This is a genomic window from Rhodococcus sp. IEGM 1351 (assembly GCF_030056875.1).
Taxonomy (GTDB): domain Bacteria; phylum Actinomycetota; class Actinomycetes; order Mycobacteriales; family Mycobacteriaceae; genus Rhodococcus_F; species Rhodococcus_F opacus.
This window is the reverse complement of sequence record NZ_JASHKU010000044.1, coordinates 14907-39510: the sequence shown is the minus strand read 5'-3', so window position 1 is coordinate 39510 and position 24604 is coordinate 14907. Positions and strand designations below refer to the sequence as shown.

At 65.0% G+C, this 24604-nt stretch carries 22 protein-coding genes; 1 reads left to right on the top strand and 21 read right to left on the bottom strand.

The genetic code is table 11. The features are described from left to right. Positions 1–317 (top strand): SDR family oxidoreductase (locus QM806_RS38855; RefSeq protein WP_283294908.1); only part of this gene is annotated, 317 nt, incomplete at its 5' end. A gap of 514 nt (positions 318–831) precedes the next feature. Here QM806_RS38855 and QM806_RS38850 read toward each other — a convergent pair. The 21 genes from QM806_RS38850 to QM806_RS38750 all read right to left on the bottom strand — a co-directional run bounded on the left by QM806_RS38850 (position 832) and on the right by QM806_RS38750 (position 24604). Then, entirely contained in the window at positions 832–2166 is a 1335-nt protein-coding gene (locus tag QM806_RS38850; protein WP_120660963.1) for an NlpC/P60 family protein, read from the bottom strand. Further along, positions 2156–3196 carry an ABC transporter ATP-binding protein gene (locus QM806_RS38845; protein WP_120660962.1) on the bottom strand — a complete coding sequence of 347 codons (1041 nt, stop codon included), beginning with the start codon at positions 3194–3196 and terminating at the stop codon, positions 2156–2158. The genes QM806_RS38850 and QM806_RS38845 overlap by 11 nt, the downstream gene beginning before the upstream one ends. Before the next feature lie 45 nt (positions 3197–3241). After that, a complete protein-coding gene (locus QM806_RS38840; RefSeq protein ID WP_283294907.1) occupies positions 3242–3847 on the bottom strand; it encodes an Rv1363c family protein in 606 nt (201 codons plus the stop codon). Next, positions 3844–4287 (bottom strand): Rv1363c family protein, encoded by a 444-nt coding sequence (locus QM806_RS38835; protein WP_265146070.1) that lies wholly within the window; start codon positions 4285–4287, stop codon positions 3844–3846. Before QM806_RS38835 ends, QM806_RS38840 begins: the two co-directional genes overlap by 4 nt. 119 nt (positions 4288–4406) lie before the next feature. Further along, complete coding sequence (locus QM806_RS38830; protein WP_283294906.1) at positions 4407–5810, bottom strand: MCE family protein; 1404 nt, start codon at positions 5808–5810, stop codon at positions 4407–4409. Continuing rightward, complete coding sequence (locus tag QM806_RS38825; protein ID WP_120660958.1) at positions 5807–6925, bottom strand: MCE family protein; 1119 nt, start codon at positions 6923–6925, stop codon at positions 5807–5809. The genes QM806_RS38830 and QM806_RS38825 overlap by 4 nt, the downstream gene beginning before the upstream one ends. Further along, positions 6922–8091 (bottom strand): MCE family protein, encoded by a 1170-nt coding sequence (locus QM806_RS38820; RefSeq protein WP_265146071.1) that lies wholly within the window; start codon positions 8089–8091, stop codon positions 6922–6924. The genes QM806_RS38825 and QM806_RS38820 overlap by 4 nt, the downstream gene beginning before the upstream one ends. Beyond that, positions 8091–9086, bottom strand: coding sequence for an MCE family protein (locus tag QM806_RS38815; RefSeq protein WP_167119400.1), 996 nt, complete (start codon positions 9084–9086; stop codon positions 8091–8093). Before QM806_RS38815 ends, QM806_RS38820 begins: the two co-directional genes overlap by 1 nt. After that, positions 9086–10102, bottom strand: coding sequence for an MCE family protein (locus QM806_RS38810; RefSeq protein WP_265146073.1), 1017 nt, complete (start codon positions 10100–10102; stop codon positions 9086–9088). Before QM806_RS38810 ends, QM806_RS38815 begins: the two co-directional genes overlap by 1 nt. Further along, complete coding sequence (locus QM806_RS38805; RefSeq protein WP_283294905.1) at positions 10099–11265, bottom strand: MCE family protein; 1167 nt, start codon at positions 11263–11265, stop codon at positions 10099–10101. The genes QM806_RS38810 and QM806_RS38805 overlap by 4 nt, the downstream gene beginning before the upstream one ends. Beyond that, positions 11262–12122: an MlaE family ABC transporter permease gene (locus tag QM806_RS38800; RefSeq protein WP_183102257.1), complete on the bottom strand. Its 861-nt coding sequence runs from the start codon at positions 12120–12122 to the stop codon at positions 11262–11264. The genes QM806_RS38805 and QM806_RS38800 overlap by 4 nt, the downstream gene beginning before the upstream one ends. A gap of 23 nt (positions 12123–12145) precedes the next feature. Continuing rightward, a complete protein-coding gene (locus tag QM806_RS38795; RefSeq protein WP_283294904.1) occupies positions 12146–12940 on the bottom strand; it encodes an MlaE family ABC transporter permease in 795 nt (264 codons plus the stop codon). A 216-nt stretch (positions 12941–13156) separates the two neighbouring features. After that, on the bottom strand, positions 13157–13780 hold the full coding sequence (locus QM806_RS38790; protein WP_283294903.1) for a TetR/AcrR family transcriptional regulator: 624 nt from the start codon (positions 13778–13780) through the stop codon (positions 13157–13159). 266 nt (positions 13781–14046) lie between these two features. Continuing rightward, a complete protein-coding gene (locus tag QM806_RS38785; RefSeq protein ID WP_240960903.1) occupies positions 14047–15282 on the bottom strand; it encodes an acyl-CoA dehydrogenase family protein in 1236 nt (411 codons plus the stop codon). A 23-nt stretch (positions 15283–15305) separates the two neighbouring features. Further along, a complete protein-coding gene (locus QM806_RS38780) occupies positions 15306–16463 on the bottom strand; it encodes an acyl-CoA dehydrogenase family protein (RefSeq protein WP_283294902.1) in 1158 nt (385 codons plus the stop codon). Then, positions 16460–18103, bottom strand: coding sequence for a long-chain-fatty-acid--CoA ligase (locus QM806_RS38775; protein WP_502943955.1), 1644 nt, complete (start codon positions 18101–18103; stop codon positions 16460–16462). The genes QM806_RS38780 and QM806_RS38775 overlap by 4 nt, the downstream gene beginning before the upstream one ends. 68 nt (positions 18104–18171) lie before the next feature. Continuing rightward, complete coding sequence (locus tag QM806_RS38770) at positions 18172–19677, bottom strand: aldehyde dehydrogenase family protein (protein WP_133984137.1); 1506 nt, start codon at positions 19675–19677, stop codon at positions 18172–18174. Then, on the bottom strand, positions 19674–20606 hold the full coding sequence (locus QM806_RS38765) for an oxygenase MpaB family protein (protein WP_133984139.1): 933 nt from the start codon (positions 20604–20606) through the stop codon (positions 19674–19676). The genes QM806_RS38770 and QM806_RS38765 overlap by 4 nt, the downstream gene beginning before the upstream one ends. Positions 20607–20721: 115 nt before the next feature. Then, positions 20722–21342, bottom strand: coding sequence for a TetR/AcrR family transcriptional regulator (locus QM806_RS38760; RefSeq protein WP_133984141.1), 621 nt, complete (start codon positions 21340–21342; stop codon positions 20722–20724). An 82-nt stretch (positions 21343–21424) separates the two neighbouring features. Continuing rightward, the gene (locus QM806_RS38755; RefSeq protein ID WP_120660947.1) at positions 21425–22429 is read right to left on the bottom strand and encodes an NAD(P)H-dependent flavin oxidoreductase; all 1005 of its coding nucleotides are present in this window, start codon (positions 22427–22429) and stop codon (positions 21425–21427) included. Between the two features lie 9 nt (positions 22430–22438). After that, positions 22439–24604, bottom strand: a complete 2166-nt coding sequence (locus QM806_RS38750) for a 3-hydroxyacyl-CoA dehydrogenase NAD-binding domain-containing protein (protein WP_283294900.1) — start codon at positions 24602–24604, stop codon at positions 22439–22441.

Below are 24604 nucleotides of genomic sequence, written 5' to 3'. Positions count from 1 at the left end.
TCACCACCGCCGGTCTGCCCCAGGCCGCCTACAGCGCCAGCAAAGCCGCAATCATCGGTCTGACCCGAGACCTCGCCCAACAATGGGGCACCCGCAAGGGAATTCGCGTCAACGCGCTCGCCCCCGGCTTCTTCGCCTCCGAGATGACCGACCAATATCACGACGGCTACCTCGACAGCCTCGCGTCACGGACGGTGCTCGGGCGCACCGGCGATGCCACCGAACTCGCCGCCACCCTTGTCTGGCTCGCCTGCGACGCAGCCGGCTACGTCACCGGACAAACCCTCGTAGTCGATGGCGGCATCACCATCACGTGACCGCACCACCTGACCAGCCTCGGCGCCAGAATCCGTATGGCTCACGAATCGAATCCATGCGGGCGAGGTCTAATTCCCCCGCATACGAGTCGAGATCTCGCTCAACTGCTGTTTGGGCGGATTCGGGCCCGTCCGGGGGCGCCGGTAGTAGGTGCAACGTCATCCGCCCCGTTGGGGGACAACGTTAGAGCCGGCCTTGTTTCGCCGGGCCTGACGAACCATCCGGCTTGCTCGGGGTTCGTCGGATTCTTACCTGTCTTTCGGAATAAATGACTAGCGAAAAGGCGGCGAGAAAGGCCAAAGTAATCTTGAGGATCTACATCTGAGGAGCGCCTGTCATCGAGGACGGACGTGAAGGGCCTCGCCATTCATTTCGTCCTGGTTTGTCACGACGTGCGGGGATCATGGTTCTTCTCACTGGATCTTCGCCGGTTCTGTCTTATCGGTTTTCGCTGTCTTCAGAAGTCGGGCGGTTCATGTTCGAGCTGAGATTGGACGGATTTTTCTTTTGTGGTCATAGGATGCGGCGGGCCTTCATTTCGGGAAAGACGTCCGCGATGCGCACGACGTCACCCGTAGTGGGGGCGTGGATCATCTGTCCGTTGCCGATGTAGATGGCGACGTGCCCGGGACCCCCGGACTGCCAGTTGCCGAACAGCAGATCACCGGGCCGGGCCTGGTCCATCGGAATCTCCTGCCCGATGGACCACTGGGTTTCGGACGTGCGGGGCAGAGTGATGCCGGCGGCGACGTGGACCGCGAACGTCGTCAGTCCCGAGCAGTCGAAGCCCCCACCCGACGGACCGTCGACGTTGCCGCCGCCCCACACGTAGGGCAGGCCGAGGTAGCGGATCGCCGATTCGACCACCCGGCCGCCGACGCCGTCGGCCAGGGGCAGTCCGATGAGCGGCGTGAGCAGTTCGGCGAAGGACGACTCGCTGCCCCGGATCTTCGCCACATAGGGTTTGGTCTGGTTTTCGTAGTCCGCGCTGCCGGAGGGCATTCCACCGGATCGAAGGACGGCGCCGGACCCGGCGTTGTATGCCGCGATGGTGAGGTCGAGCGTGTCCCCGGACACCCGGCCCTGCTGTTTCCACACATCGATCTGTTCGTACATGTCGCACAGCAGATTTCCGGACGCCATCACGGGATCGGCGATTCCGAGCACGTCCGCCGCGCCGTCCTCGTCGGCGTCCTTGCCGTAGATCGCCCAGGTGCCGGGCATGAACTGGCCCGGTCCGAGCGCGCCGGACGGGGACACCGGCGCGGTGGGCCCGTACCGGAACCCGTTCTCGGCCGCATACAGCGCGGCCAGTGTCGCGGGTTTGATTCCTTCGCAGATCGCTCCGGCCTTGCGCAGCCAGGGGGCGAACAGTGCGATCGCGCCGACCGGGGCCAGCGACGCGCGGGGAAACGTGGCCGGAACCGGTTGCAGCACCGTGCTGGTGCCTGCCGAGGACTCGTCGTCGTAGACGGGTGGACTGGACAGGAACACCGATGCCGGTGGCTCCGGTTCCGGCACCGACCGCGGCACGACCGGCTCCGCGGGTGTCTGCGGTTCGGGTTCGGGCGTCGGCCGTGGTGTCAGGGCGCCGGACGGCAGGTGCGGTTTCAGTGCCGTCACGGCGGCGGCGGTGACGTCGTCCACCGCCTGCTGCGCGGGTGCGCGCACCGGCTCGGGCAGTACCGCGATCACGTCGGACACCTGCTGGTCGACGGCCGGCGCCGGGTACGACTCGAGAATCTGCGTTGCCTGATCCTCGACCTGCGGCGGCGCGTCCATGCCCTGGACGAACGCACCGGCCGCCGCGACCACGGCGACGATCAGGGTCGACGGATCAACGGACATCGCCTGCTACTTCCAGCGGAGCGGTGACGTCGTCGTGGAACCAGCCGCCGGAGGTCTGCTCGAGGCTTTCCTGGATGGCGATCTGGGCATTCTCCGGCAGGGTGTGCATGATGTGCCGGACGCGTTCCTGACGGCGGGCCACGGCCTGCCGGAACGGCATCCCCGGCGTCGCCTTCATCTGCGGGACGATGCCCTCGACGTCGTCGACACCACCGGCATGGTGGCCGGCATCGACCATCGCCTGCTCCTGCGCCATGGTGGCCTCGTCCTTCTCCTCCGACATCCCGATCGGACCGATCATCGTGCCGCCCAGGAACTGCTTGACCACCGGCTCCTCACTGGTGAGCAGCACCTCCCGCGGACCGAACATCACCAGATGCCGGCGGAACAGCATGCCGATGTTGTCCGGCACCGTCCGCGCCAGGTTGATGTTGTGCGAGACGATCAGGATCGTCGCGTCGATCTCGGCGTTGATGTCGATCAACGTCTGGCTGATGTAGGTGGTGCGCACCGGGTCCAGACCGGAGTCCGGCTCGTCGACGAGGATGATCTGTGGGTCGAGTACCAGGGCCCGGGCCAGGCCCGCACGCTTGCGCATACCGCCGGAGATCTCGCCGGGCAGTTTGTCCTCGGCGCCGAGGAGGCCGACGAGTTCCATCTTTTCCATGACGATCTTGCGGACTCCGGATTCGGATTTCTTGGTGTGTTCGCGTAGTGGGAACGCCACGTTGTCGAACAGGTTCATCGACCCGAACAGCGCGCCGTCCTGGAACAGCACCCCGAACAGCTTCCGGATCTCGTACAGCTCCTTGGACGAGCACTCGAGAATGTTGGTGCCGTCGATCACGATCGAACCCTGCTCCGGGCGGAGCAAACCGATCAGCGACTTCAGAAACACCGACTTACCCGTACCCGACGGCCCGAGCAACGCACTGACCTCACCAGCCGGCAGCGTCAACGTGACGTCCTGCCAGATCCTCTGCGAGCCGAACGACTTGGTCAGTCCCTCGACGGATACCTCGACACCCATGTGTTCCTCGTTCCTGCTGCGAATATGCTTGCTGTGTGGTGGGGATCAGACCGGTGTGATGCCGGAGATCAGCCAGCCACCTGCGATGGGGGTCATTTCGACCGTGACTCGGCTGCCATCGAGGCGGGGCGCCGGGAGTTTGGTGCTGGTGGTGTTCTGATTGAGGAACATCAACACGGTCACCTTGTCCGAATTGGTGTCGACGACGGATATCTCGACGACTTCGGCTTTCGTGACGATCGAGTCTGCTCGTGCTGCGGGCACGATCACGTTGCGGGCGAGCTCGGCGAAATCGTCGCGAAACGGGCCGGTCAGGTTCGTGGTGGCGGACGAGAATTCGTCGTCGAGTGAACCGAACTCGTAGGAGAGCACCGCGGGTATTTTCTCGCGTGCGGCCGCAGTCGCCTCCGCGGCTGCGGTGCGCGTACGGGCCTGGTTGTGCAATTGCACGACCAGGACGGCCCCGGTGGCCACGGCCGTGACGGTCAGGACTGCAACGGCCGTAATCAAGACGCGTAGCTTCGTGTGCGAGAGGACGGTGAGTCGCCGCGCGATGCTGCCGGGGAGAGAAAACGCGCGCCTGCTCCGGCTGGTGTTCGCGGCCGACTCCGGTGCGGGTGGGACACTCTGTTCCTGTACTGCGGTGCTCATGCGACGAACTCCACACTTGCGACCAGCCATTGGTTGTCGATGTGATTCAGTGTTGCTTTCATCCTGTAGACCCTCGGTTGACCTTCTGGAGCTTCGGAGTTCTTGACCAGTGAGGTGACGGCGGCGAGAACTGTCGCCGTGTCGTCATTGGCGTCGACGATGCCGGCGGCTTTGACCTCCCCGGTGGATTCGACTTGTCCGTTGCCGAGGACTTGGGCGAAACTGTCGGCGACAGAGTCGAACTGGTCACGAAACTGGCCGGTCGCGTTGGCGGCGATGCGGTCGAGATCTTGCTGGGCGGAATTGTGGTTCAGCGACACAAGCTGGGCCAGTACGGTCCGGGTCGTGTCGAGGACCTGAGCGTCTCGCTCGGCCGCGTGCCGACCGTCCTGGATGCGGACACCGAGAACTGCGCATGCAGTGACGAGCACGCAGAGCACAAGTGTGAGTCCGAGGAGGAAATAAGCCGGTCGCCTCGAACGAGGGCCTTCGGAATCGGGAGTGAGGGGTTCATGGGGTGCGGGCGGGGTCGTCAGCTCGGGTGCATCCTCCGCTGTTGTCATTTGATCACTAGCGATTGCCATCGATCGGCCTCCTTTGTTGGTGCGGATGGGTCTGGGGCGGTGCCGATGATGTAGGACGCCCCTTGGGGGCTGAGGAAGCTCTGGTCGGTGTCGTTGTAGGGGACGGCCGCCGGGGCTGGATTCGGCGGCGCCGCAGGTATTTCGGGTGTGGGGCTGGCACCGGGGCGTCGGAGCATTCCCTCCCAGGTCGACGGCAGGCCTTGGGGGCAGTTCGCGACGTCGGGTGCCCGCACTGCGGGGTCGGTGGCGCAGGGGGTGTTGCGAAGGCCGCGGCTGACCTTCGGGTCGTCGGGGGCGACATCGCAGTAGGAGGCACCGGGTACCTGGGCGGGTGCGGTATCGGAGGGATCGCGGCGTTCGGTCGCCTGGTAGCCCTGGGTGCACGGTGGCGGGTTGAGGGTGTTGCCGAGTTTGATGTCCAGCGGGGCCTGTGGGCCGAGTTGGTCGTCGTCGAGTTGGAATCCGGTGACCGAATGGTTGGTCACCGCACTCAATGCGGGGTAGATGACGAGGATCTGGCGCAGTTCCGGGATGTTCATCCGGAACACCTGACCGACGGTTTGCAGGTTGGCCATCAGCAGCGGGAAGGTCGGTTGGAGGTCGGTCAGCGTTGCCGTGGTGGTCGCGGCGGCGGACGGTCCCTGATCGAGCACCGCACGGATCTGTCCGTCGCTGAGGACGAGTTGCTCGGTGAACGCGGACAGGTCGGTGGTGAAGGACGTGATGTCCTCGCTGACCTCATTGCCGGTCGTCAGTAGCGGCTCGGCATCGTTGATCAGGGTGCGCGTGGGCTCGAGGTCGGCTTGCGCCAGTCGGACGAGTTCGGCGGACGAGTCGATCAGCTGCGCGATCTGTGGACCTGTTCCGTCGAAGGTGTTGAAGGTTTCGTCGACGGCTTTGTCCAGAGAATCCTTGGGGATGCTCTGCAGCAGCTGGTTGGCGGATTCGATCACATCGCCGGCGGGTACCGGGGTCTCGGTCTGGTCGGTCGGGACGGTGTCCCCGTCGACGAGATATGGTCCCTCGTCTGTCGTGGGGACGAAATCGACGAACTGTTCGCCGACCGCGGACATGCTGCGGATGTGCGCGGTGCTGGCGGTGGGGACCGGGTAGGCGTCCTTGATCTGCATGGAGGCGCGCACGTGTGCGTCCTGCGCAAGGTCGATCGAGGTGACCAGTCCGACGTCGATGCCACGGTAGGTGACCAGTGCGTTCTCGTAGAGGCCGCCGGCATCGGCGAAGTCCGCCGTGACCGTGTATGTGCGCAGGCCGGTGATGCGTTCGATGCTCACGTACGAGATGAGTGCGTAGGTGAGGCTGACGATCGAGAGCACCGTGAAGGTGACGAGTTGGAATCGGACGAGTGCAGTGCGATTCATCGAGGGGCTCCCGCCGCGAAGGGAAGTGGCGCCGGTGCGGGCTGGGTGGGGGCAAGCAGGGGGTTCACCGCTTGGCTGGGCAGGACAGCACGCGCGAGCTCGCCGGCAGGGATGCTTCCGAGGATTTTGTTGTTGATGGCTTCTGCACTGAGGTCGAGGGTGAGGAACAGGTTGAGGTAGTCCCCTCGCATGCCTTTGTCGGCGGTGGTGACGGGGAATGGAAAGGAAGCAGCCACGGCGAGCGACTCGGGTAGGTCGGTGCCGGAGTTCGCCAATTCGGTCAGGGTGGGCTCGAGATCGTGCAGGTTCGAGAGGAGATCGTCGCGGCTGCTGTTGAGGACGATGCGGGCCCGGTCGCCGAAGCGGCCCATACTGTCGAGCATCTGTGTCAGCTGGACCCGTTGTTCGTCGAGGACTGCCAGGGCCGGGGTGATGGCGTCGATTCCGGTGGCGATCGTGGTGTTCTGTCCGGCGAGTTCGCGGGAGAAGCGGTCGAGGCTGTCGATGGCACGGACGATGTTGCCCCGCTGGCTGTCCAGGCCGTCGACGAAGGTTTCCATTCGCGCCAGGGACTGGTTGAGGGTCTGTTCGCGGCCCCCGGCGGCGCCGTTGAGTTCGGCCATGATAGTGCGGAGCTGTTCGAGCCCGCTGCCGTTGAGTACCAGCGACAAGGCGGACAGCACTTGTTCGGTCGAGGGGTATTCGGCGGAGTTTTCGAGCGCTATGACATCGCCGTCACGCATCTTCTCCGTGGTGTCGCCGTTCGGGGGTGCGGAGATTTCGAGGTATTGGGCGCCGAGGACGCTGGTTTGCGCCAGTCGGGCGGTCGCGGTGCGCGGTAGATCGACGCTGTCATCGATGTCCAGGACGGCCTTGGCGATCAGGCCGTCCACCACCACTCGTCGCACGGTGCCGACGGTGACGTTGTCCGCTTTGACGATGGAGTTGCCGACGAGGTTCTGCGCGTCGCGCAGTTCGACGGTGATGGTGTAGGTCGGGCCGTCGTTGGCGTTGCCGGGCAGTGGCAGCGAATTGATGCCGTCGAAGCGGCAACCGGAGACGGCCAGGAGTGTGCCGAGCATGACGATGCCGGCCAGTGAGCGGCGCAAGTTCATCGTGTGCCTCCCGATCCGGGGACGGCCAGTTCACCGAGTTTGGGAGCTGGGCCGGTGGGCGCGGATCCTTGTGCGGCGCGGACCGCGGCTCCGAACATGTCCCCGAACTTGTCGCTCATGCGGGAGCATTCCTCTTGCGGCGCGTCGACGGTGGTGAGCAATGCGCAGATGAAGGACATCGGATCCGGCAGATCGGGGATCGCGAGCGCACCGGTCAGTGAGTTCGAGGCCGGGTCGTAGATGTTGTAGAGGTCGGCGAGTGCGGTCGGGGTGACGTGCAAGATTTGTGCCAGGTTGTCCTGTTTGTTCATCAGCAGGGTCGCAATCGAATTGAGGGATTCGACATCGGTGGTCAGTGCCTCGTTGTTGTCGTCGACGTATCCGCGGATTTCGGGGAGCAGGGCCGCGATGGATGCCAATGCCGCGTCGAGTTCGGTCCGGTTGTTGTTGAGCAGCGTCGACACCGATCGCAGTTCGCCGCTGAAGCCGACGATCTGTTGGTCACTGGCCGCGAGCGCGGAGACGAGCACCTGCAGGTTTCGGACGGTGCTGAACAGGTCCGGGCCGCCGTCGGAGAGTGTCTGCATTGCGGCCGAGACGTTGGACAACGCCAGTTTGAGGCTCTGCCCGTTTCCGTCCAGTGCCCTCCCGGTGGACGCCACCAGCTCGCTCAGTGAACCGTCGGCGTTGTAGCCTTGCGGGCCCAGTTCGGTGGACAGTTCGGTCAGTTGCTTCTTGAGTTGGTCGTATTCGACTGGCACCGCGGTCTTCTCGAGGGGAACTTCGGCTCCGTCCTCGAGGCGGGCGCCACCGCCATAGGTTGGTGCGAGCTGCACGTATCGTCCGGTGACCAGCGTCGGAGCGATGATCGCGGCGCCGGCGTCTGCCGGGACGGGGTGATCGCCGGTGACGGTGAGCGTGACGCGCACCTGGTCCCCCATCGGGTCGATCGCATCGACGGTGCCGACGGGGACCCCGCGAATCGTCACGCGGTCTCCTTCGTAGAGCCCGATCGAGTTGCGGAAGTAGGCGGTGATGTGGAGCGTCGAATCGCGGGTGGCGATCGCCGCGACGGTGGTCGAGATCACCGCGAAAAGCAGTAGTGCCGCGAGCGCCTTTCCCGGGGTGGGGATTCGCCGTGCCAGGTGCCGGGTGCGGGTGGTCATCAGTTCACTCCTCCTGGGCTTCCGGGCATTTGGCCACGAAGGTTGGCCGGTGCAATGTTCTGCAACAGGACGCCGAAGAAGGGGCCGCTGCCGACCACCTCACCGAGTTGGGTCACGAAGGGGCGCAGCCCGGTGATGGCGTTGTCGATATTCGTGTAATTCTGGTTCAACGTGGTCAGCACCGTGTCGAGTTCTGCGAGCATGGGCGCGGTGCTCTCGCGGTTGTCGGCAACCACGCCGCGGATCTGTTCGCTGACGGCGCGGACCTGGACGAGCAGGCTGTGTATCGTGGCGGCGCGGTCGTTGAGTGCCGCGAACAGCGTTTCACCGTCGGTGATCAGTGCGGTGAGGTTGTTGTTGCGCTCGGATAGGACACCGGACACCGAGGTCGACAGGTCCAGTAGCTGCCGGATCTGCGTGTCTCGGGACGAGACCGTATCGGCGATCCGGGCGATGCCGTCCGAAGACTGTTTCAGGTTGTCCGGCAACGCATTCATCAGTTCGGAGATACTGGTCAATGCCTGCGAGGCGGTTGATTTGTCGGTTCCCTCCAGGGTTTCGGTGACGCGGGAGAGGGAATCGGTGATGTCGAATCCGGAGGTGGTGCGGTCGGCGGGGATCGTGTCTCCGAGCTCGCCGTCCCCGTCTGGGGTGAGTTCGACGTAGCGCCGGCCGAGCGCCGTTTCGACCTTGATCGCCGCGTGTGTTCGGGCTCCGAGTGTTCGCCCGTGTGGATCGATTCTCAGCTCGATATCGACATGGTTCGGGCGCAGGGTGATCGATTCGACCTCGCCTATCTCGACGCCGCCGATCTGCACGTGATCGCCCGCGGCGAGGCCGCTGGCGTCGGCGAACTCGCCCGTCACCGTTCGTGCCCCGGTCAGGAAAGGTATTGCCTGGTAGTTGAACACGGCGACCATGAGCACCGCGATGACAGCCGTGCCGATCAGTCCGAGGTGAAGGGGGTTGCGTTCTTTGAACGACTTCGTCGCCATCACTTGCACCTCTCTGCGGGGGCGGTGAACATGGGTGTCGTCTCGGGGCCGTTGAGCCCGGGATAGCGGATGGCGAGACCGCAGACGAAGAAGTTCAGGAAGCTGCCGTATCCGGTGTTGCGACCCACCAGCCGATACATCTCCGGCAGCTTGCCCAGGGTCAGGTTCAGGGTGTCGGTACGCGAGTTCAGGTTCGCGGCGGTCCGAGACAGCTGTTCGATGTCCGCCTGCAGCGGGGGCCTGGCTTGTTCGAGCACTGATTGCGTTTCCGCGCTCGCGTTGTCCAGTTGTTCGAGTGCCCGGGTGAGCGTGTCGCGATCCGCGGACAGACCGGTGGTCAGTTGCTGCAGTTCGGTGACGAGGGTACCGAATTGGTCTCTGCGGCCGTCGACGGTCGTCAATACCGTATTGAGATTGTCGACGGTGTTGCCGATCACCTCGTCGCGATCGGCGAGCGCGTTACCGAGTGAGCCGAGCTGCTCGACGAGAGTGCCTATGCTCTCCTGCCGGCCGTTGAGTACCTCGATGATCGAGGCGGAGAGGCGGTTGGTCTGATCTGGGTCGAGTCCCTCCAACAGGGGCCGGAATCCGTTGACCAGGGTATCGATGTCGAGTGCGGCTGTGGTCTGGGCGACCGGGATCGGGTCGTGTTCCCCTCGGGGTGAACGGCCGTCCGGCAAGACGGTCAGCTCCAGGTATCGGTCACCGATCAGGTTCTTGTATTTGATCGCGGCGGTCGACGTCAGTGACAGCGCAATGTCCTCGGACATGGAGAACGAGACTTCGGACACTGAATCGGTGGCCGCGAGCTGCACATCGCTGACCTTGCCGACCGGGACCCCCGACACCTTGACGTCGTCGCCGCTCTTGAGTCCGGAGGCGCTGGCGAACAGGGCCGAGTAGGTCCGGGACGGGCCTAGGCGGATGTCTCCGACCACCATCACCAGCGCAGCGGTGATCAGCGAGGTCACGGCGATGAACACGGTCAACTTCAGTCCTGGGTGGCGCGCGTTCATCGGGTCAGTCCGTAGATCAGGGAGGCAAACGGATTACCGAGCAGGTCTCCTGGGGTCTGCACCGGGTCGTACACCCGGGTGCCGACGTCGAAGGGGGTGTGTCCGGGCGGTGGGTTTCCCGCGCCGTAGGAGTAGCACTGGGCGGGACCGTCGGCGCCGTTCTCGGGCAGGTCCTCGGGGTAGGTGTACGGCGGATCGCCCATCAGAATTGTTCCCAGGATATTGAGGCCGGGCCGGTCCCCTCCGAAGCCGCGCTCGAGGTAGCGGCGGGACTGGTTGAGGCTGGCGAAGAAGCACGGGTAGGACGGGGCGTACTCGCCGAGCAGGTTCGAGGTCGGCGCGAGCGCATCGAGAGCTTGAATGACGGGTTGCTCGGAGTCCGCGAGAAAGGAGTCGCCGACGTTTCCGAGTTCGGTGAAACTCATCAAGAAGGCACTGAGCTGGGCCTGCTTCTCGACGATCGTGCGGCTCGTGCTCGACAGATGATCGACGGTGGCCAGGAACTCCGGTGTCGCGGAGGTGAAGGTGTCGAGGTTGTCGGCCAGCAGGGGCACATCGCGTTGCAGGGTGGGGATCGATCCGTTGAAGTCGGCCAGGTAGTGGTCCACATCCACCATCAGGTCTCCGAACTTGTGACCGCGACCGGACAATGCCGTCGCCACTGCGCCGAGGGTGCCGTTCACCTTCTGCGGCTCGATGTGGTCGAGTACACCCAGCAGCGCGTCGAACGCATCGTTGACTTCGACTGTGACTTTTGCGGTGTCGATCAACGGTCGTTGCGCGAGGGTGATGCTGGAGGGCTGATCGGGCCAGGTCAGCGACACGAACTTGCGGCCGAACAGAGTGGTGGGGGCGATCTGGGCGCCTACGTTGGCGGGGATCTTCGCTACTTGATCGGGTTGAAGATCCATCGCGATGACGGCGTGGTTGTCGGTCAATGCGACCGAGGCAACCCTTCCGACCACCACATTCGAGACCTTGACGTCGGAGCCGGCGTCCATCAGCAAGCCGGCACGGTCCGAGATGAGATCGACTCGGACGGCGGCGGTGAACGCACCGCGATACCGGCCTACCGCGACGGCGGTGACGAGGACCAGGAGAAGGATGAGCACGAACCCGAACAGGGCGTTGAGTCGTCGATCCTTTTTGTGCGAGTTGATCATCCGGACACCCGCACGGTCGCGTTGACACCGCCGTAGATGGCGATTCCGATGATCAGGTCGATCACCATGATCGCGATCAACGATGTGCGCACTGCCCGTCCTACCGCAACCCCGACCCCGGCCGGCCCGCCGGAGGCGGTGTAGCCGTGATAGCAGTGCACACACATGATCACCACTGACATCGCCAGCACCTTGAACAGGGACCACAGCACGTCGGTGGGCACCAGGAAGACATTGAAGTAGTGGCTGTAGGTTCCGCGGGACTGGTCGGACAGGACAACCGAGACGAATTCGGTAGAGGCGAAACCCATGAACAGTGCGATCCCATACAGCGGGGCGATCGCGACCAGTCCGGCGAGGATGCGGGTGGTCACCAGGTAGGGCAGTGAGGGCACCGACATCACTTCCAGTGCGTCGATTTCCTCACTGACGCGCATCGCCCCGAGCTGTGCGGTGAATCCGGCCCCCACGGTGGCGGTCAAGGCCACACCCGCGATGACCGGAATGGCCTCTCGGGTGTTGAAAAACGCCGAGATGAACCCGGACATGGCTTCTACTCCGACGCGCCCCAGGGAGCTGCTCCCCTGCTGTCCGACCTCATAACCTGCTGCGGCAGTGAGAAATCCGATGATCACGACGGTTCCGCCGATGACCGCCAGGGCGCCGGTGCCGAGGCCGACTTCGGCGATCAGCCGCACGACCTCGCGTCGATAGCGTCGCAGGGTAAGCGGGATCCAGGCGACGCTGGTCGCGTAGAACCTGAGTTGCGCCCCCAGGTCGGCCAGTCCGGTGACAGGTCGCGCGACGGTGACCGCGATGCTGTGGCCGAGAAGGTCCCGTGAAGGTAAGGATGGCACGTTGACTCCGAGGTCTCGATGTTTTAGTGCACTGACAGGGTTGTGATGATGGCGTTGGCGAGAAAGAGCAGCATGAAGCTGACGACGACGGTCTGATTGACCGCATCGCCGACCCCCTTGGGTCCGCCCTTGACCGACAAACCCAGGTGGCAGGCGACAAGTCCGGCGAGCAGTCCGAAGATCGCGGCTTTGAGTTCGCTGATCATCAGGTCACCGATCCCGGTGAGGATGGAGATCGCCGTGACGAACTGACCCGGGGTCGCTCCCTGCAGGAACACCGCGTACAGGTAGCCACCGGTGAGACCGACGGCAGTTACCAGCCCGTTGAGGAACAGGGCCACGAGGGTCGAGGCGAGAACCCGCGGGACCACGAGCCGGTGGATCGGATTGATTCCGAGCACCTCCATGGCGTCGATCTCCTCGCGGATGGTGCGCGAGCCCAGGTCTGCGCAGATCGCGGTCGCTCCGGCACCGGCGACGACCAGCACGGTGACCACCGGACCGATCTCCCGGATGACCGCCACCCCGGCGCCGGCGCCGCTGAGGTCTATCGCGCCGATTTCGTTGAGCAGGACGTTGATCTGAAAGACCACCATCACGCACAGCGGAACGGCCATCAGCAGGGTGGGCACGATCGACACACTGGCGATGAACCACGCCTGCGCCACGAACTCCCGGAACTGAAACGGGCGTTTGGCCGTCAGACGAAACGTCTCGAGGGCGGTGGCGTAGAACGCCCCGACCGTCCGCGGCGCGGTACGTGAGGATTGGGCGAGTATGCGTATGCCGTTTCTGACTGTTTTCTCCAAGGCAGACATCGCCCGTCCCATCGCTCTTCTGCAGCCGATTGCACCGCGCACCAGGGACACGACAAGCCGACTCCCCCGGCGTGGGCGGGGTTGGGCTTGTCGAGCAGTCCCTGAGGAAGAACTGGTGAGTTCGGCGGTGACTGGTTCCGTATCGGCGCGCTGTGATCGCCATCACCGATACGACCTACAGTAGCGACCAGAAATTAAACAGTCAAGACTGACCGACTAACTGTTCTGGGTGCTCATTTCACCAGGGAGGAGCATCGACCAGGCAATGGTCTTCCAGTCCCGCAGGTGGGGGTCTTTGCGATGGTCTCGCGGCTCGAGCGCGTAGGTCATGGCGACGCCGCGCATGCTGGTGTTCAGCAACTCGCGCACCATCGGATACGTTGAATGCCCGCACAATTCGGCCCCGAAGAACACATCGGTCGAGGCGCGCACCAACGCACCCAACACCTGCTCCTCCGGCAACAGTGCGACCCGTAGTTCCTCATGGGAGCGGGCGGCGACCCACAGTTCGATCGATGCCCAGAAGTAGGGCTGCGCGTAGGTCGCCCACATGGTCTCCACCGCGTCGGAGATCCGCTCCCGCGGGTCCTCAGGCCAATCGGTACGGGTACCGAGATCGCGGAAGCGCTCTGCGGCGAGATGATGGACCGAGGCGATGAGGAGCGCGTCCCTGGACGGGAAATGGTGCAGCAGGCCCCCGCGTGAGGCGCCGGCCTCTTTCTGGATCCGCAGCGTTGTCGCGTTCGAGTATCCCTCGTCGACCAGGACCTTCACGGCCGCATCGAGGATCCGGCGCTTGGCCAGTCGGCTCCGCTCTTGTTCGGCACGCTTGGGTTTCACACCCGTGCCTGTGGCCGGCGTTCTCGATGGGACGCTCACGAAAAACCTCGCCTCGCAGTGTTCCGCGGGACGATGCGCCGTCCCACAGGGGTTAGATCAGTCGGACGTGACTAGTTTCTCATGACCGCGGCGCAGCCGACGAGCGTCGCTCGGTGTTCGCTCCCCCGTCGACCGGGTGCGGCGAGCCGACGGGCGACGCCGGCGGGGAGGTCGTCCACATGGTTCATGCAGTTCGGCCTTCTCCTTTCCGCGTCCGGGAGGATCGATCAGCCGGTGATGTCTCGGCCGATCAGGTTCCGTGCAATGACCCATTGCTGCAGTTCGTTCGCGCCCTCGAAGATTTCGAGGATCTTCGCGTCTCGGTACAACTCTTCCAGGCGCACCGATTCGCCGGTTTCGGCGACCTGCCGCGCGAATCCGTATCCGCCGTGGATCTGGAGGGCGTCTCGGACCGTGTCGACGGCGATCCGTGTGCCGAAGGCTTTGGCCATTGCCGCCTCCGGCTCGGCGGTGCGGTCACCGCGGTCGAGTCGAGTGGCCGCCTTCTGGTACAACAGTCGCGCGCACTCGATTTCGGTGGCCCTCTCGGCCATCTTGAACTGCCAGTACTGCATCTTCCCGAGTGGTCCGCCGAAGAGTTGGCGAGTGCGCAACCGGTGGACCGCAAGGTCGACCGCCGCTTGCGCCACCCCGACTCCGGCGGCGCCGATACCGATGCGACCTCGGGTCAGACACGACAGCGCCACCGACAGGCCGGCTCCCGGAGCGCCGAGGAGATGCTCGCGGGGGACGACGACGTCGTCGAAGACGATGTCGGCGGTCAGCTGTCCGCGATGTCCCATTTTCAGGTCGGGCGCACCCACCCGCACACCCGGCGAATGCAGGTCGACCAGCAGCATGTTCATCCGCTCACCGGTCCGGACGAGAACGGCCGCCCAGGTCGCCACGACGCTGTTGGTGATCCACCGCTTCCGTCCGTTGACCACGAATCCGGTGTCGGTCTCGACGGCGACGGTTTGCAGCGCGTCGATCGACAGGTCGCTACTGGCATCGGGTTCGGTGGTGGCGAAGGAGAATGCTTCGTGTCCCGAGATCAACTTCGGAAGCAGCCGTGTGCGCAGCTCGTCGGACGCGAAGCTCAGGGCCTGCGGGACGAGGATGCACTGGCCGTCGTACACCCCGGCCATCGACGACGAGTGGTACGCGATCTCTTCGGTGACGGTGCAGGTTCCGAGCATGGGGTACTCGAGGCCGGTGCCGAGCGGGGCGGCGAAGGGCACACCGAACAAACCCGAATCGGCGAGCCCGCGGAAGGCATCCCACGGGAAGTTCTCGGCGGCCTCTTCCTGCGATCCGATGCGGCGTGCGACCGGTGCGAGCTTCTCTTCCACGGCCCTGCGGGCTCGAGCACGCAACTCGACCGTCTCCTGCGGCACCCACGTGTCGTGCCACATCCGGTCCTGGGTCCGGGAGACGTCCTGCTCGGCGACGATGGTATCCATCAGTACCTGACTTTCCGAAAGACTCACAGCCCGAGAGACTTTCCAACGATTTCCTTCATGATCTCCGAAGTTCCGCCGTAGATCGTCTGGATCCGGGCGTCGGTGAAGTCGCGGGCGACCTGATATTCGGCCATGTACCCGTAGCCACCGTGGAGCTGCACACACCGGTCGGCGACTGTGACCTGCAGTTCGGTGGTCCACAGCTTGGCGGCCGCGGCCTGCGCCGCGGTGAGTTCACCGGCGGTGTGCCGGCGAATGCAGTCATCGATGAAGATGCGTGCGACGTCCCTCTGTGTGGCCAGGTCGGCGAGCAGGAATTTGCTGTTCTGGAACGACCCGATCGGCTGCCCGAACGCTCGACGTTCCTTGACGTACTCGATGGTGCGCGCGAGGTTTCCCTCGATCGAGGCCACCGCGTTCACCGCGATCGTCAGCCGTTCCTGGGGAAGATTTCCCATCAGGCTGTAGAAGGCCGATCCCTCCTCGCGGAGCAGATTCCGTGCGTCGACCCGGGCATCGGTGAACGAGAGCTCGCTGGTGTCCTGCGCGTGCAGGCCCACCTTGCGCAGGTTCCGTCCCCGGCTGAAGCCCTCGGTGCCGTCTTCGACGACCAGCAGGGACAGCCCCTTGTGCGGGTGGGCGTCGGTGCGGCAGACGACGACCACGAGGTCGGCGTGCTGACCGTTGGAGATGAAGGTCTTCGCACCGTCGACGACATAGTGGTCGCCCGACCGTTTCGCCGACGTGCGGATCCCGGCGAGGTCGCTGCCGGCGCCGGGTTCGGTCATGGCCACCGCGATCACCTTCTCGCCGCTCGCGATTCCCGGCAGCCAGCGTTGTTTCTGCTGGTCGTTGGTCAGTTCCAGGAAGTAGGGCAGCACGATGTCGTTGATCAGGGTGATCCCCATGCCAACGGTGGAGGCGCCGGCGCGCGCGAACTCTTCGCCGATGACGGCGTTGAATCGGAAGTCGACGACCCCGGCTCCGCCGTATTCTTCGGGAATCGAGAAGCCGATCAACCCGGCTTCGGCGGCGTCCTGATAGATCGTGCGATCGACCTGGCCGTCCTGTTCCCACTTGTCCAGATGCGGCAGAACCTTGGTGTGGACGAACCGTCGCGTGGTGTCGCGAAGCTGCTCGTGTTCGTCATCGAAGATGGGTCGGGGTGCGCTGGTACTCATCGGCCACCACCTACGGTGCCGGCGAGAGATTCCACATGAGATCGGAGCACGTTCTTGATCACCTTTCCGGTAGCGTTGCGCGGCAGCTCGTCCAGGAGCACCAGTTCGCGCGGCTTCTTGTACGACGCGAGTGTTTCTCGCGAGAACTCGACCAGCTCCGCCAGTGTCGGTGGAGCGTCGGGGTCGGCGGGGACGACCAGGGCGACGACGCTTTCGCCCCACTTCGGATCCGGCCGCCCGATCACGGCGATCTCCCGAACACGGGGATGCCAGGCGAGCGCGTTCTCCACTTCCGCGGAGTAGATGTTCTCCCCGCCGGAGATGATCATGTCCTTCTTGCGGTCGACGACGTAGACGTACCCCTCGTCGTCGCATCGGACGAGGTCACCGGAGTGGAACCAGCCTCCGTCGAAGGCGGCCTTGGTGGCGTCCGGGTTGTTCCAGTATTCACGCATGAGGTTGGGGCCGCGGTAGACGATTTCTCCGATTTCGCCGGTCGCGACGTCTCTCATCTGCTCGTCGACCACGCGGATCGAGACGTTGAACGCCGGCCGCCCGACCGACCCGGTCTTGCGGATCGAATCGTCGCCGGTCATCACGCAGGTCACCGGTGCCATCTCCGTTTGACCGAATACCGCGGTGATGTTGGCGTGCGGGAATATCCGTGACATCGCGGCCAGCAGATCGTGGGTGGCCGGTGCAGCTCCCCAGGCCAGCGTGCGCAGTGTCGCGGCCTTCGTCGCCGCGTCCGGGGCGGCGCAGAGTGCTTGCCACTGGGCGGGCACCATGAAGGTCGAGGTGACGTTTTCGGCAGCGATCAGGTCGAGCGTCGTGTTCGGGTCGAAGGCGGCGGTTGGGGCGATGACGATGGTGGCTCCGGTGGCGAAGGGACCGTTGATCGCCCCGAGGCCGCCGATGTGGAACAGGGGTGTGGCGGCCAGTGTGATCTCGCCGTCCTCGAACAGTCGCCAGGCGCGAATCATGGTGTCGGTAACTGCTTGGAAGTTCGCATGAGTCAGTACAGCGCCTTTGGGATGTCCCGTGGTGCCGGAGGTGTACATGATCGCGGCCGCGTCCTGACCGGATCCCGACCCCAGGGGTTGCTCGGGCGCACCGGATTTCGATACGGCTTCGTGGTATTCGAATGCTCTGTCGATCCTTGTCGCATCCGCCGCCCGCGCACCGGCGACCAGTGCGGTGGGGGCCGCGGTGAGGTCGGTCAGTGCCGCGGTGACCAGCGGTTCGAACGCTGCTTCGGTCACGATGACCTTCGCGCCGCTGTCGGCGAGAATGAATCCCACCTCGTCCGAGGCCAATCGGAAGTTCACCGGCACCGCGATGGCGCCGAGCGAGGTCGCCGCGTAGAGGGTCTCGAGAAACTCCGGCCGATTTCCCAGTAACAGTGCGACTCGGTCCCCGGGCTCGATACCGTGGTCGACGAACCAGAGCGCGAGCTGCGCGACGCGATCTCGCAGCTGCCTCCAGGTGATCGATCGACCGTCGAACCGGATAGCGACCGCGTCAGGTGTGCATCCGGCGTGTCTGGTCAATTGGGTGGCCCACGTGGTTTCGCGAGCCGCACGCAGACCATCGAACTGCGCGCCGTGTGCGACGGGCTGCGCGTTGCTCTCTTGAACCATGTGAGCGGTGGCTTTCTGTTTGTGGGGGAACGGGTACGGCGGGTCGGGGACCGGTTCCGTACCGAGGGTCAAAGGTGCCGAATCTTGGCGAGTGCATCGAGCGCGAGCGCACGGGCGCCGACGGACCGGACCGAGCGGGGAACGCTGTACCACATGGGTTCGGATTTCAACGGGCCCCGCGAGGTGACGACAGATTCGGTGCGGCAGAATTTGTGCAACCCGGCCGCCCCGCCGAACCGGGCTCCGATTCCGGAGGTCTTCCAGCCGCTCTGCGGGGCGGTGGTCGAGAGCATGTTGATGATCACGTCATTGACGTTGACCGCACCGCACGCCAGTTCCCGGGCGACGGCGTGACCGCGGTCGAGATCTTTCGTCCAGACCGAGGCCGAGAGTCCGTAGGGGGAATCGTTGGCCAGCCGTATGGCCTCGCGTTCGTCCTCCACGCGCATGATCGGCAGCGTCGGGCCGAACGTTTCTTCGGTCATGCAGTCCATGCTGTGGTCGACGTCGACGAGGACAGTCGGCTCGTAGTAGGGGAACCCCTTGGCATCGTTCCCGCCTCTCGATCCGCCGGTGAGAGCCCGGGCGCCCGCGGCGAGAGCCTGCTGGACGTGTTTGTCGACGATGGCGAGTTGCCGTTCGTCGATAAGGGCACCGATGTCGGCCCGCGTGCCGCTGACTCCGTTGGCCAGCGTCAACGCCCTGGTCTTGGCGACGACCTTGTCGACGAAGGCGTCGTAGACCGGCGCCTCGACGTAGACGCGCTCGACCGCGACGCAGGTCTGACCGGCGTTGAACATCGCACCCCATACCGCGGCGTTCGCGGCGCGTTCGAGATCGGCGTCCGCCAGTACCAGCATGGGATCCTTGCCCCCGAGTTCGAGGCTGACCGGTGTGAGGGTCTGCGCGGCTCGTGCGAGGATCGCCCGGCCGGTCCGGCTCGACCCGGTGAACTGGACGAAGTCCGCCTCATCGATCACCGACTCGCCGATGTCGGCGCCACCCTGCACGACCGCGAAGACGTCGGGTCCACCGAGTGTGCGCCAGCCCTCGGCGATCCGATCGATGGTGACCGGTGTCAATTCGGACGGTTTGATCAAGACGGCGCACCCGGCGGCCAGGGCGGGGATCGCATCCATCAGCGGATTGGCCACGGGGTAATTCCATGGGCTGATGATCCCGACCACGGGTTGGGCGCTGCGTAGCACGGTGACCCGCTTGTTCGCGAACATCATCGACGAGGACCTGCGCCTCTCCGGTGCCAGGAACCGCGCGGCGTGGCGGCAGTAGTACGAGATCAGCTGCAACGCAAGAGGTATCTCCAGGGCCGCGTCACACTGCGATTTGCCGGTCTCGGAGATCATCGACTCCTCGAGTTCGGCTCGATTCGCCGACAGCCACCGACCGAACAGCGCCAGAAAACTGGCGCGTTCGCGCGCGCCGCTGCGCTCCCAATCGCGCTGCGCTGCCCGAAGTGATGCCGCACGGTTCGTCACCTGCTCGGCAGTCGCCCACGTCACTTCGTCCGCGAGGGCAGCCGGTGCCAGCGCAGGGGCGGCGGTGCGGGTGCTCATTTGCTGTCCTCCAGAGCAGGCGAGTGCAGTGATTCGTGCGAGTGCTCGTGTTGTTTCGGTGCCGTGTGGGCGACGGGGCATCCCCGCGGGAACGTGCCCAGCTCCTCGATGCGGTACCCGTTGGGATAGCTACGGACCCCCCGCTGGTCTCTGGCTCGGAACGGCCGCAGCCGAGGCGGGAGGAATCGAACAAACCGTCCGCGCAGTTTCAACGCACCCTCGGCGCCCAGCCGCTCGAGACGTGACGGCGTCGGATACCCGAAGGTGTCGAGTAGCGGCTCGTCCATCAGCGCGTAGGCGAAGCGGTGAACCACCGACTTCGGCAGGAAACGGTACGGCGGGAACGTGGAAAGCAGATCGAGGGTGGAATCGGCCACGGCCTTGCCGCCGGCGCTGAACGCGAAGTGATCGCGTTCGTACTCATCGAGTAGCGCCGCGAATCCTGCGTAATCCTCCGGAACACCCTTCAAGCCCATGTGGCGGCCGAATTCCCGGTAGTACAGGACGGTGGATCGAATCTCGTTCTCGGTCAACGACCGCCAGCCGAACTTCTGCAACCAGCGGATCGGTACGACGACGAATGTGGCGAGGACGTAGACGAAGTCCTCGTTCGAGATGTCGTAGCTGCCGTGCATCTGGTTGATCCGGCGGATCGCGGCGCGACCGCTTCCGGTGAAGCCGGACTCGACGACCTGGTCCATCAGCAGGTTGGTGTCGTCGTAGCGCTTTTGCACCCGGTCACCGAATTCTCCGGTCTTGTCGAGCAGTTCACCGATGCTCGGGACCGCGTATGTGCGGAACAGCGCGAAACTCAGCGCCTGGACCGAATCCCATGGGAATTCATGGGAGAAGTGCAGGCGGAATATTTCCTCGTAGTCTCGCTCGGGGTCCAGGCGCCGGATTTGCGTCAGCCATGGATTGCGGCTCATGCCCACCTCGTTGGATTGGCGTCGACCTCACATTCTGTGAGGCAGTTCACTGGGTCGAGTTTAATGTGTATAGCATTAACCAGTCAAGGCTGACCGTCTTTGGGTGGGGGGTAGATCAGGGTCGAGCGTCGCCGATGTCGGTCACCAGCAAGGTGGCCGCGAACCGCCGCCAGTGGTCGAGGTGAGGCTCGTACGACGGGGGTTTCGGGTCGAACGCGTAGGTCAGCGCCACGCCCCGCATCATGGTGATCAACTGCTCCCGAACCAGACGATAGTGCTGCCGGCCCGACAGGTCCGGGCCGAAGCACAGGTCGGCTGCCTCACGGGCCAACAGACCCAGGCGGCGCTCCTCGGGGGTGAGTGCCTGCCGCAGCGGTTCGTTGGAGCGCCCGGCCAGCCACAGCTCGGTCGCCGCCCAGAAGTACGGCTGATAGAAGGTTGCCCACATCGTGTCGACCGCGAGCCGGACCCGTCCGGCCGGATCGGCGGGCCAGGGCGGCAACGTGCGGAGCCCGGCGATGCGGGCCCGGGCCAGGTGCTGGACCGCCGCGATCAACAGTCGATCGCGAGAAGGAAAATGATGCAGCAGGCAGCCTCGGGTGACGCCGGCGGCGTGCTGGATGCGCAGCGTCGTGGCCGCGGCGTATCCGTGAGTGCACAGCACTTCCACGGCCGCGTCGAGGATCCTCGTCCTGGCATCGCGCGCTCCGACTCGGTGGCGTTTCAGGCCTGCCACACGGTTGTCCGATGCGGCAGGATCGTCGCGGTGGACAGCGCGCCGGTGGCCGACCGCGATGGTCGGCCGCCCACACATCCGCCTACGCCGATGCCGATTCGAGGACCTCGCCGCCGAAGAGTGTTCGCACGCGCACCAGCTCGATCATCGCCTCGCGGACGATGCGGCGAACGAGATCCCCCGCGGTGGGGATGTCGTCGATGAGCCCCTGCACCATCCCGACCGTCCAGATGCCCGCCTCCGGGTCGCCGAGCTCGTAGACCCGGCGTCCGCGCGCGCCGGCCACCAGGTCCTTCACGTCGGGGAACTGGCCGCCCTTGTCGAGAATGTCGACGACTTCGCGGCTGACGGTGTTGCTCGCGACGCGGGCGGTATTGCGCAGCGGTCGGAAGATCAGCTCGGTGTCCCGCTCGTCGGAGGCGACGATGGTGTCCTTGATCGAGGGGTGGATCGGGGATTCCTCGGTGCACATGAACCGCGTTCCCATGTTGACGCCGTCGGCACCGAGCACCAGGGCCGCCGCCAGCCCGCGGCCGTCCGCGAAGCCACCCGAGGCGATCATCGGGATGGACAGTTGGCGGGCGGCCGCCGGGATGAGGATCAGACCCGGGACGTCGTCCTCACCGGGGTGACCAGCACACTCGAAACCGTCAATGCTGACTCCGTCTACGCCCACCCGTTCGGCTTTGAGGGCATGGCGCACACTCGTGCACTTGTGGAGCACTTTGATGCCGTGCTCCTTGAACAGGTTCATGTGTGGTTCGGGGTTCGAGCCGGCGGTTTCGACGATGGTCACCCCCGCATCGACGATGGCACGGCGGTACTCGTCGTACGGTGGCGGGGTGATCGACGGCAGGATGGTCAGGTTGACGCCGAAGGGCTTGTCCGTCAGGCGTCGTGCCCGCTCGATCTCCTTGACCAGGTCCGCCGGGGTGGGCTGGGTCAACGCGGTGATCATGCCGAGGCCGCCCGCCTCGGACACCGCGGCCGCGAGTTCGGCGCGGCCGACCCACTGCATACCGCCCTGCACCACCGGGTGCTCGACGCCGAAGGCGTCGGTGAACTTGGTTCTCAACACACTGCTCATGCCACGCTCCTATTCGTAGGTCTCGCCGCGCTCGGCCTTCGCGACGAGCGAGTCCGGTGGGGTGAAGTGATCGCCGTACTGCGCGGCGAGTTGCCTTGCGCGGGTGACGAAGCCGGGCAGCCCGCCGGTGTAGCCGTTGATGTACTGGACGACGCCTCCGGTCCAGGCGGGGAAGCCGATACCCAGCAGGGAGCCGATGTTCGCGTCCGCGACCGAGGTGATCACTCCTTCGTCGAAGGTCCGTACGGTCTCGAGGGCTTCGGCGAAGAGCATGCGCTCCTGCAGGTCGAGGAAAGGGATCTCGGAACTGCCGGATTCGAACGCCTCCCGCAGCCCGGGCCAGATCTGCGTGCGGGTGCCGGCGTCGTCGTAGTCGTAGAAGCCGGCTCCGGCGGAGCGGCCCCGACGATTGAATTCGTCGACGAGCCGGTCGATGACCACCTCACTGCCGTGGGTCCGCCAGGTTCCCCCGGCCGCCTCGACCGCGGTCTTGGTCTCGATGCGCAGTTTCTGGACCAGGGTGGTGGTCAGTTCGTCCACCAGTTGCAGCGGCGGCGCCGGGTATCCGGCCTGCAACGCGGCCTGCTCGACGGTGGCAGGATCGACGCCTTCGGCGACGGCGGCGATGGCCTCGTTGACGAAGGTGACGATGACGCGGGTTGTGAAGAAGCCGCGGCTGTCGTTGACGACGATCGGGGTCTTGCGGATCTGCTGGGTGAAGTCGAACGCCCGAGCCAGGGTCTGATCGGAGGTGTTCTTCCCCGTGATGATCTCCACCAGCGGCATCTTGTCCACGGGTGAGAAGAAGTGGATACCGATGAAGTCCGCCTGATTCTTCACCCCCTCGGCCAGGGTGGCGATCGGCAGTGTCGAGGTGTTCGATCCCAGTACCGCCTCGTCGGCGACGACGTCCTGGATCTGTTGGAACACGCTCTGCTTGAGGTCGACGCTTTCGAACACCGCTTCCACGACGAAGTCGACTCCGGCGAAATCGCCCGGGTCGGCCGTCGGGGTGATCAGGTCGAGCAGCGCCTGCGATTTCTCGGGAGTTGTTGCACCCCGGGCAAGGGCCTTCGCCTCGAGTTTTTCCGCGTAGCTCTTTCCCCGTTCGGCGGCGGCGAGGGTGACGTCCTTGAGGACCACCTCGATCCCCGCCTTCGCGGACACGTAGGCGATCGCAGCCCCCATCATCCCGGCACCGATCACACCGACCTTGCGCGCGGTGAACGCCGGGACACCGTCGGGACGACTGCGGCCTGCACCGATGGCCTGCATGTCGAAGAAAAACGCCTTGATCATATTGGACGAGATCTGCCCGGTCACCAGCGACACGAAGTACCGTGTCTCGATCTGGGCTGCGGTATCGAAGTCGACTTGGGCTCCCTCGATCGCCGCGGCCAGGATCGCCCGCGGCGCCGGCGCCGGGGCGCCTCTGAGCTGTTTACGCAGTGTCGCGGGGAAAGCGGGCAGTGTCGCCGCGAACGCCGGATTCGACGGAGTGCCGCCCGGAATCTTGTACCCCTTGGTATCCCAGGGCTGCACCGCATCCGGGTGAGAATGGATCCATGCCTTCGCGGCAGGGACCAGCTCATCCGCGGAGGCGACGAGGGCGTCGATCAGTCCCAACTCGCGGGCCTTGGCTGCCGAGAATCGTTGCCCCTGCAGCAGCACGTTCGTCAGCGCGTTCTGCACACCGAGCAACCACACCGTGCGAATGACGCCACCGGCGCCGGGGAGCAGTCCCAAGGTCACCTCGGGCAGGCCCAGTACGACGCCCTTCGCGTCGATCGCGACCCGGTGATGGGCAGCGAGGGCGATCTCGAGCCCTCCGCCGAGCGCCGCCCCGTTGAGCGCGGCGACGACAGGCCGACCGAGCGTCTCCAACCGGCGCAGGTCCCTCTTGAGCCCGTCCGCGAAGGCGGTGAACTTCTCGGCATCCTCGGGACCGGCATCGATCAGCTCGTGAAGATCGCCGCCGGCGAAGAAGGTCTTCTTCGCGGACGTGATCACCACCCCGGTGACTGCGTCCCTCTCCGCCTCGAGTCGATCGACGACCGCGCTCATGGATCGGCGGTAGTCCGCATTCATGGTGTTGGCGGACTGATTCGGGTCATCGAGGGTCAGGACCACCACGCCGTCGTCGTGCCGATCCCACCGAATGGTGTTCTCACTCAT

What these genes read in the sequence shown, in the direction of transcription:
- QM806_RS38780 (WP_283294902.1), bottom strand. Translation starts at nt 16,463, where the DNA reads ATGAGTACCAGCGCACCCCGACCCATCTTCGATGACGAACACGAGCAG.
- QM806_RS38815 (WP_167119400.1), bottom strand. Translation starts at nt 9,086, where the DNA reads ATGGCGACGAAGTCGTTCAAAGAACGCAACCCCCTTCACCTCGGACTG.
- QM806_RS38830 (WP_283294906.1), bottom strand. Translation starts at nt 5,810, where the DNA reads ATGAATCGCACTGCACTCGTCCGATTCCAACTCGTCACCTTCACGGTG.
- QM806_RS38820 (WP_265146071.1), bottom strand. Translation starts at nt 8,091, where the DNA reads ATGACCACCCGCACCCGGCACCTGGCACGGCGAATCCCCACCCCGGGA.
- QM806_RS38765 (WP_133984139.1), bottom strand. Translation starts at nt 20,606, where the DNA reads ATGAGCCGCAATCCATGGCTGACGCAAATCCGGCGCCTGGACCCCGAG.
- QM806_RS38825 (WP_120660958.1), bottom strand. Translation starts at nt 6,925, where the DNA reads ATGAACTTGCGCCGCTCACTGGCCGGCATCGTCATGCTCGGCACACTC.
- QM806_RS38845 (WP_120660962.1), bottom strand. Translation starts at nt 3,196, where the DNA reads ATGGGTGTCGAGGTATCCGTCGAGGGACTGACCAAGTCGTTCGGCTCG.
- QM806_RS38810 (WP_265146073.1), bottom strand. Translation starts at nt 10,102, where the DNA reads ATGAACGCGCGCCACCCAGGACTGAAGTTGACCGTGTTCATCGCCGTG.
- QM806_RS38750 (WP_283294900.1), bottom strand. Translation starts at nt 24,604, where the DNA reads ATGAGTGAGAACACCATTCGGTGGGATCGGCACGACGACGGCGTGGTG.
- QM806_RS38770 (WP_133984137.1), bottom strand. Translation starts at nt 19,677, where the DNA reads ATGAGCACCCGCACCGCCGCCCCTGCGCTGGCACCGGCTGCCCTCGCG.
- QM806_RS38795 (WP_283294904.1), bottom strand. Translation starts at nt 12,940, where the DNA reads ATGTCTGCCTTGGAGAAAACAGTCAGAAACGGCATACGCATACTCGCC.
- QM806_RS38785 (WP_240960903.1), bottom strand. Translation starts at nt 15,282, where the DNA reads ATGGATACCATCGTCGCCGAGCAGGACGTCTCCCGGACCCAGGACCGG.
- QM806_RS38755 (WP_120660947.1), bottom strand. Translation starts at nt 22,429, where the DNA reads ATGAGCAGTGTGTTGAGAACCAAGTTCACCGACGCCTTCGGCGTCGAG.
- QM806_RS38840 (WP_283294907.1), bottom strand. Translation starts at nt 3,847, where the DNA reads ATGAGCACCGCAGTACAGGAACAGAGTGTCCCACCCGCACCGGAGTCG.
- QM806_RS38850 (WP_120660963.1), bottom strand. Translation starts at nt 2,166, where the DNA reads ATGTCCGTTGATCCGTCGACCCTGATCGTCGCCGTGGTCGCGGCGGCC.
- QM806_RS38805 (WP_283294905.1), bottom strand. Translation starts at nt 11,265, where the DNA reads ATGATCAACTCGCACAAAAAGGATCGACGACTCAACGCCCTGTTCGGG.
- QM806_RS38775 (WP_502943955.1), bottom strand. Translation starts at nt 18,103, where the DNA reads ATGGTTCAAGAGAGCAACGCGCAGCCCGTCGCACACGGCGCGCAGTTC.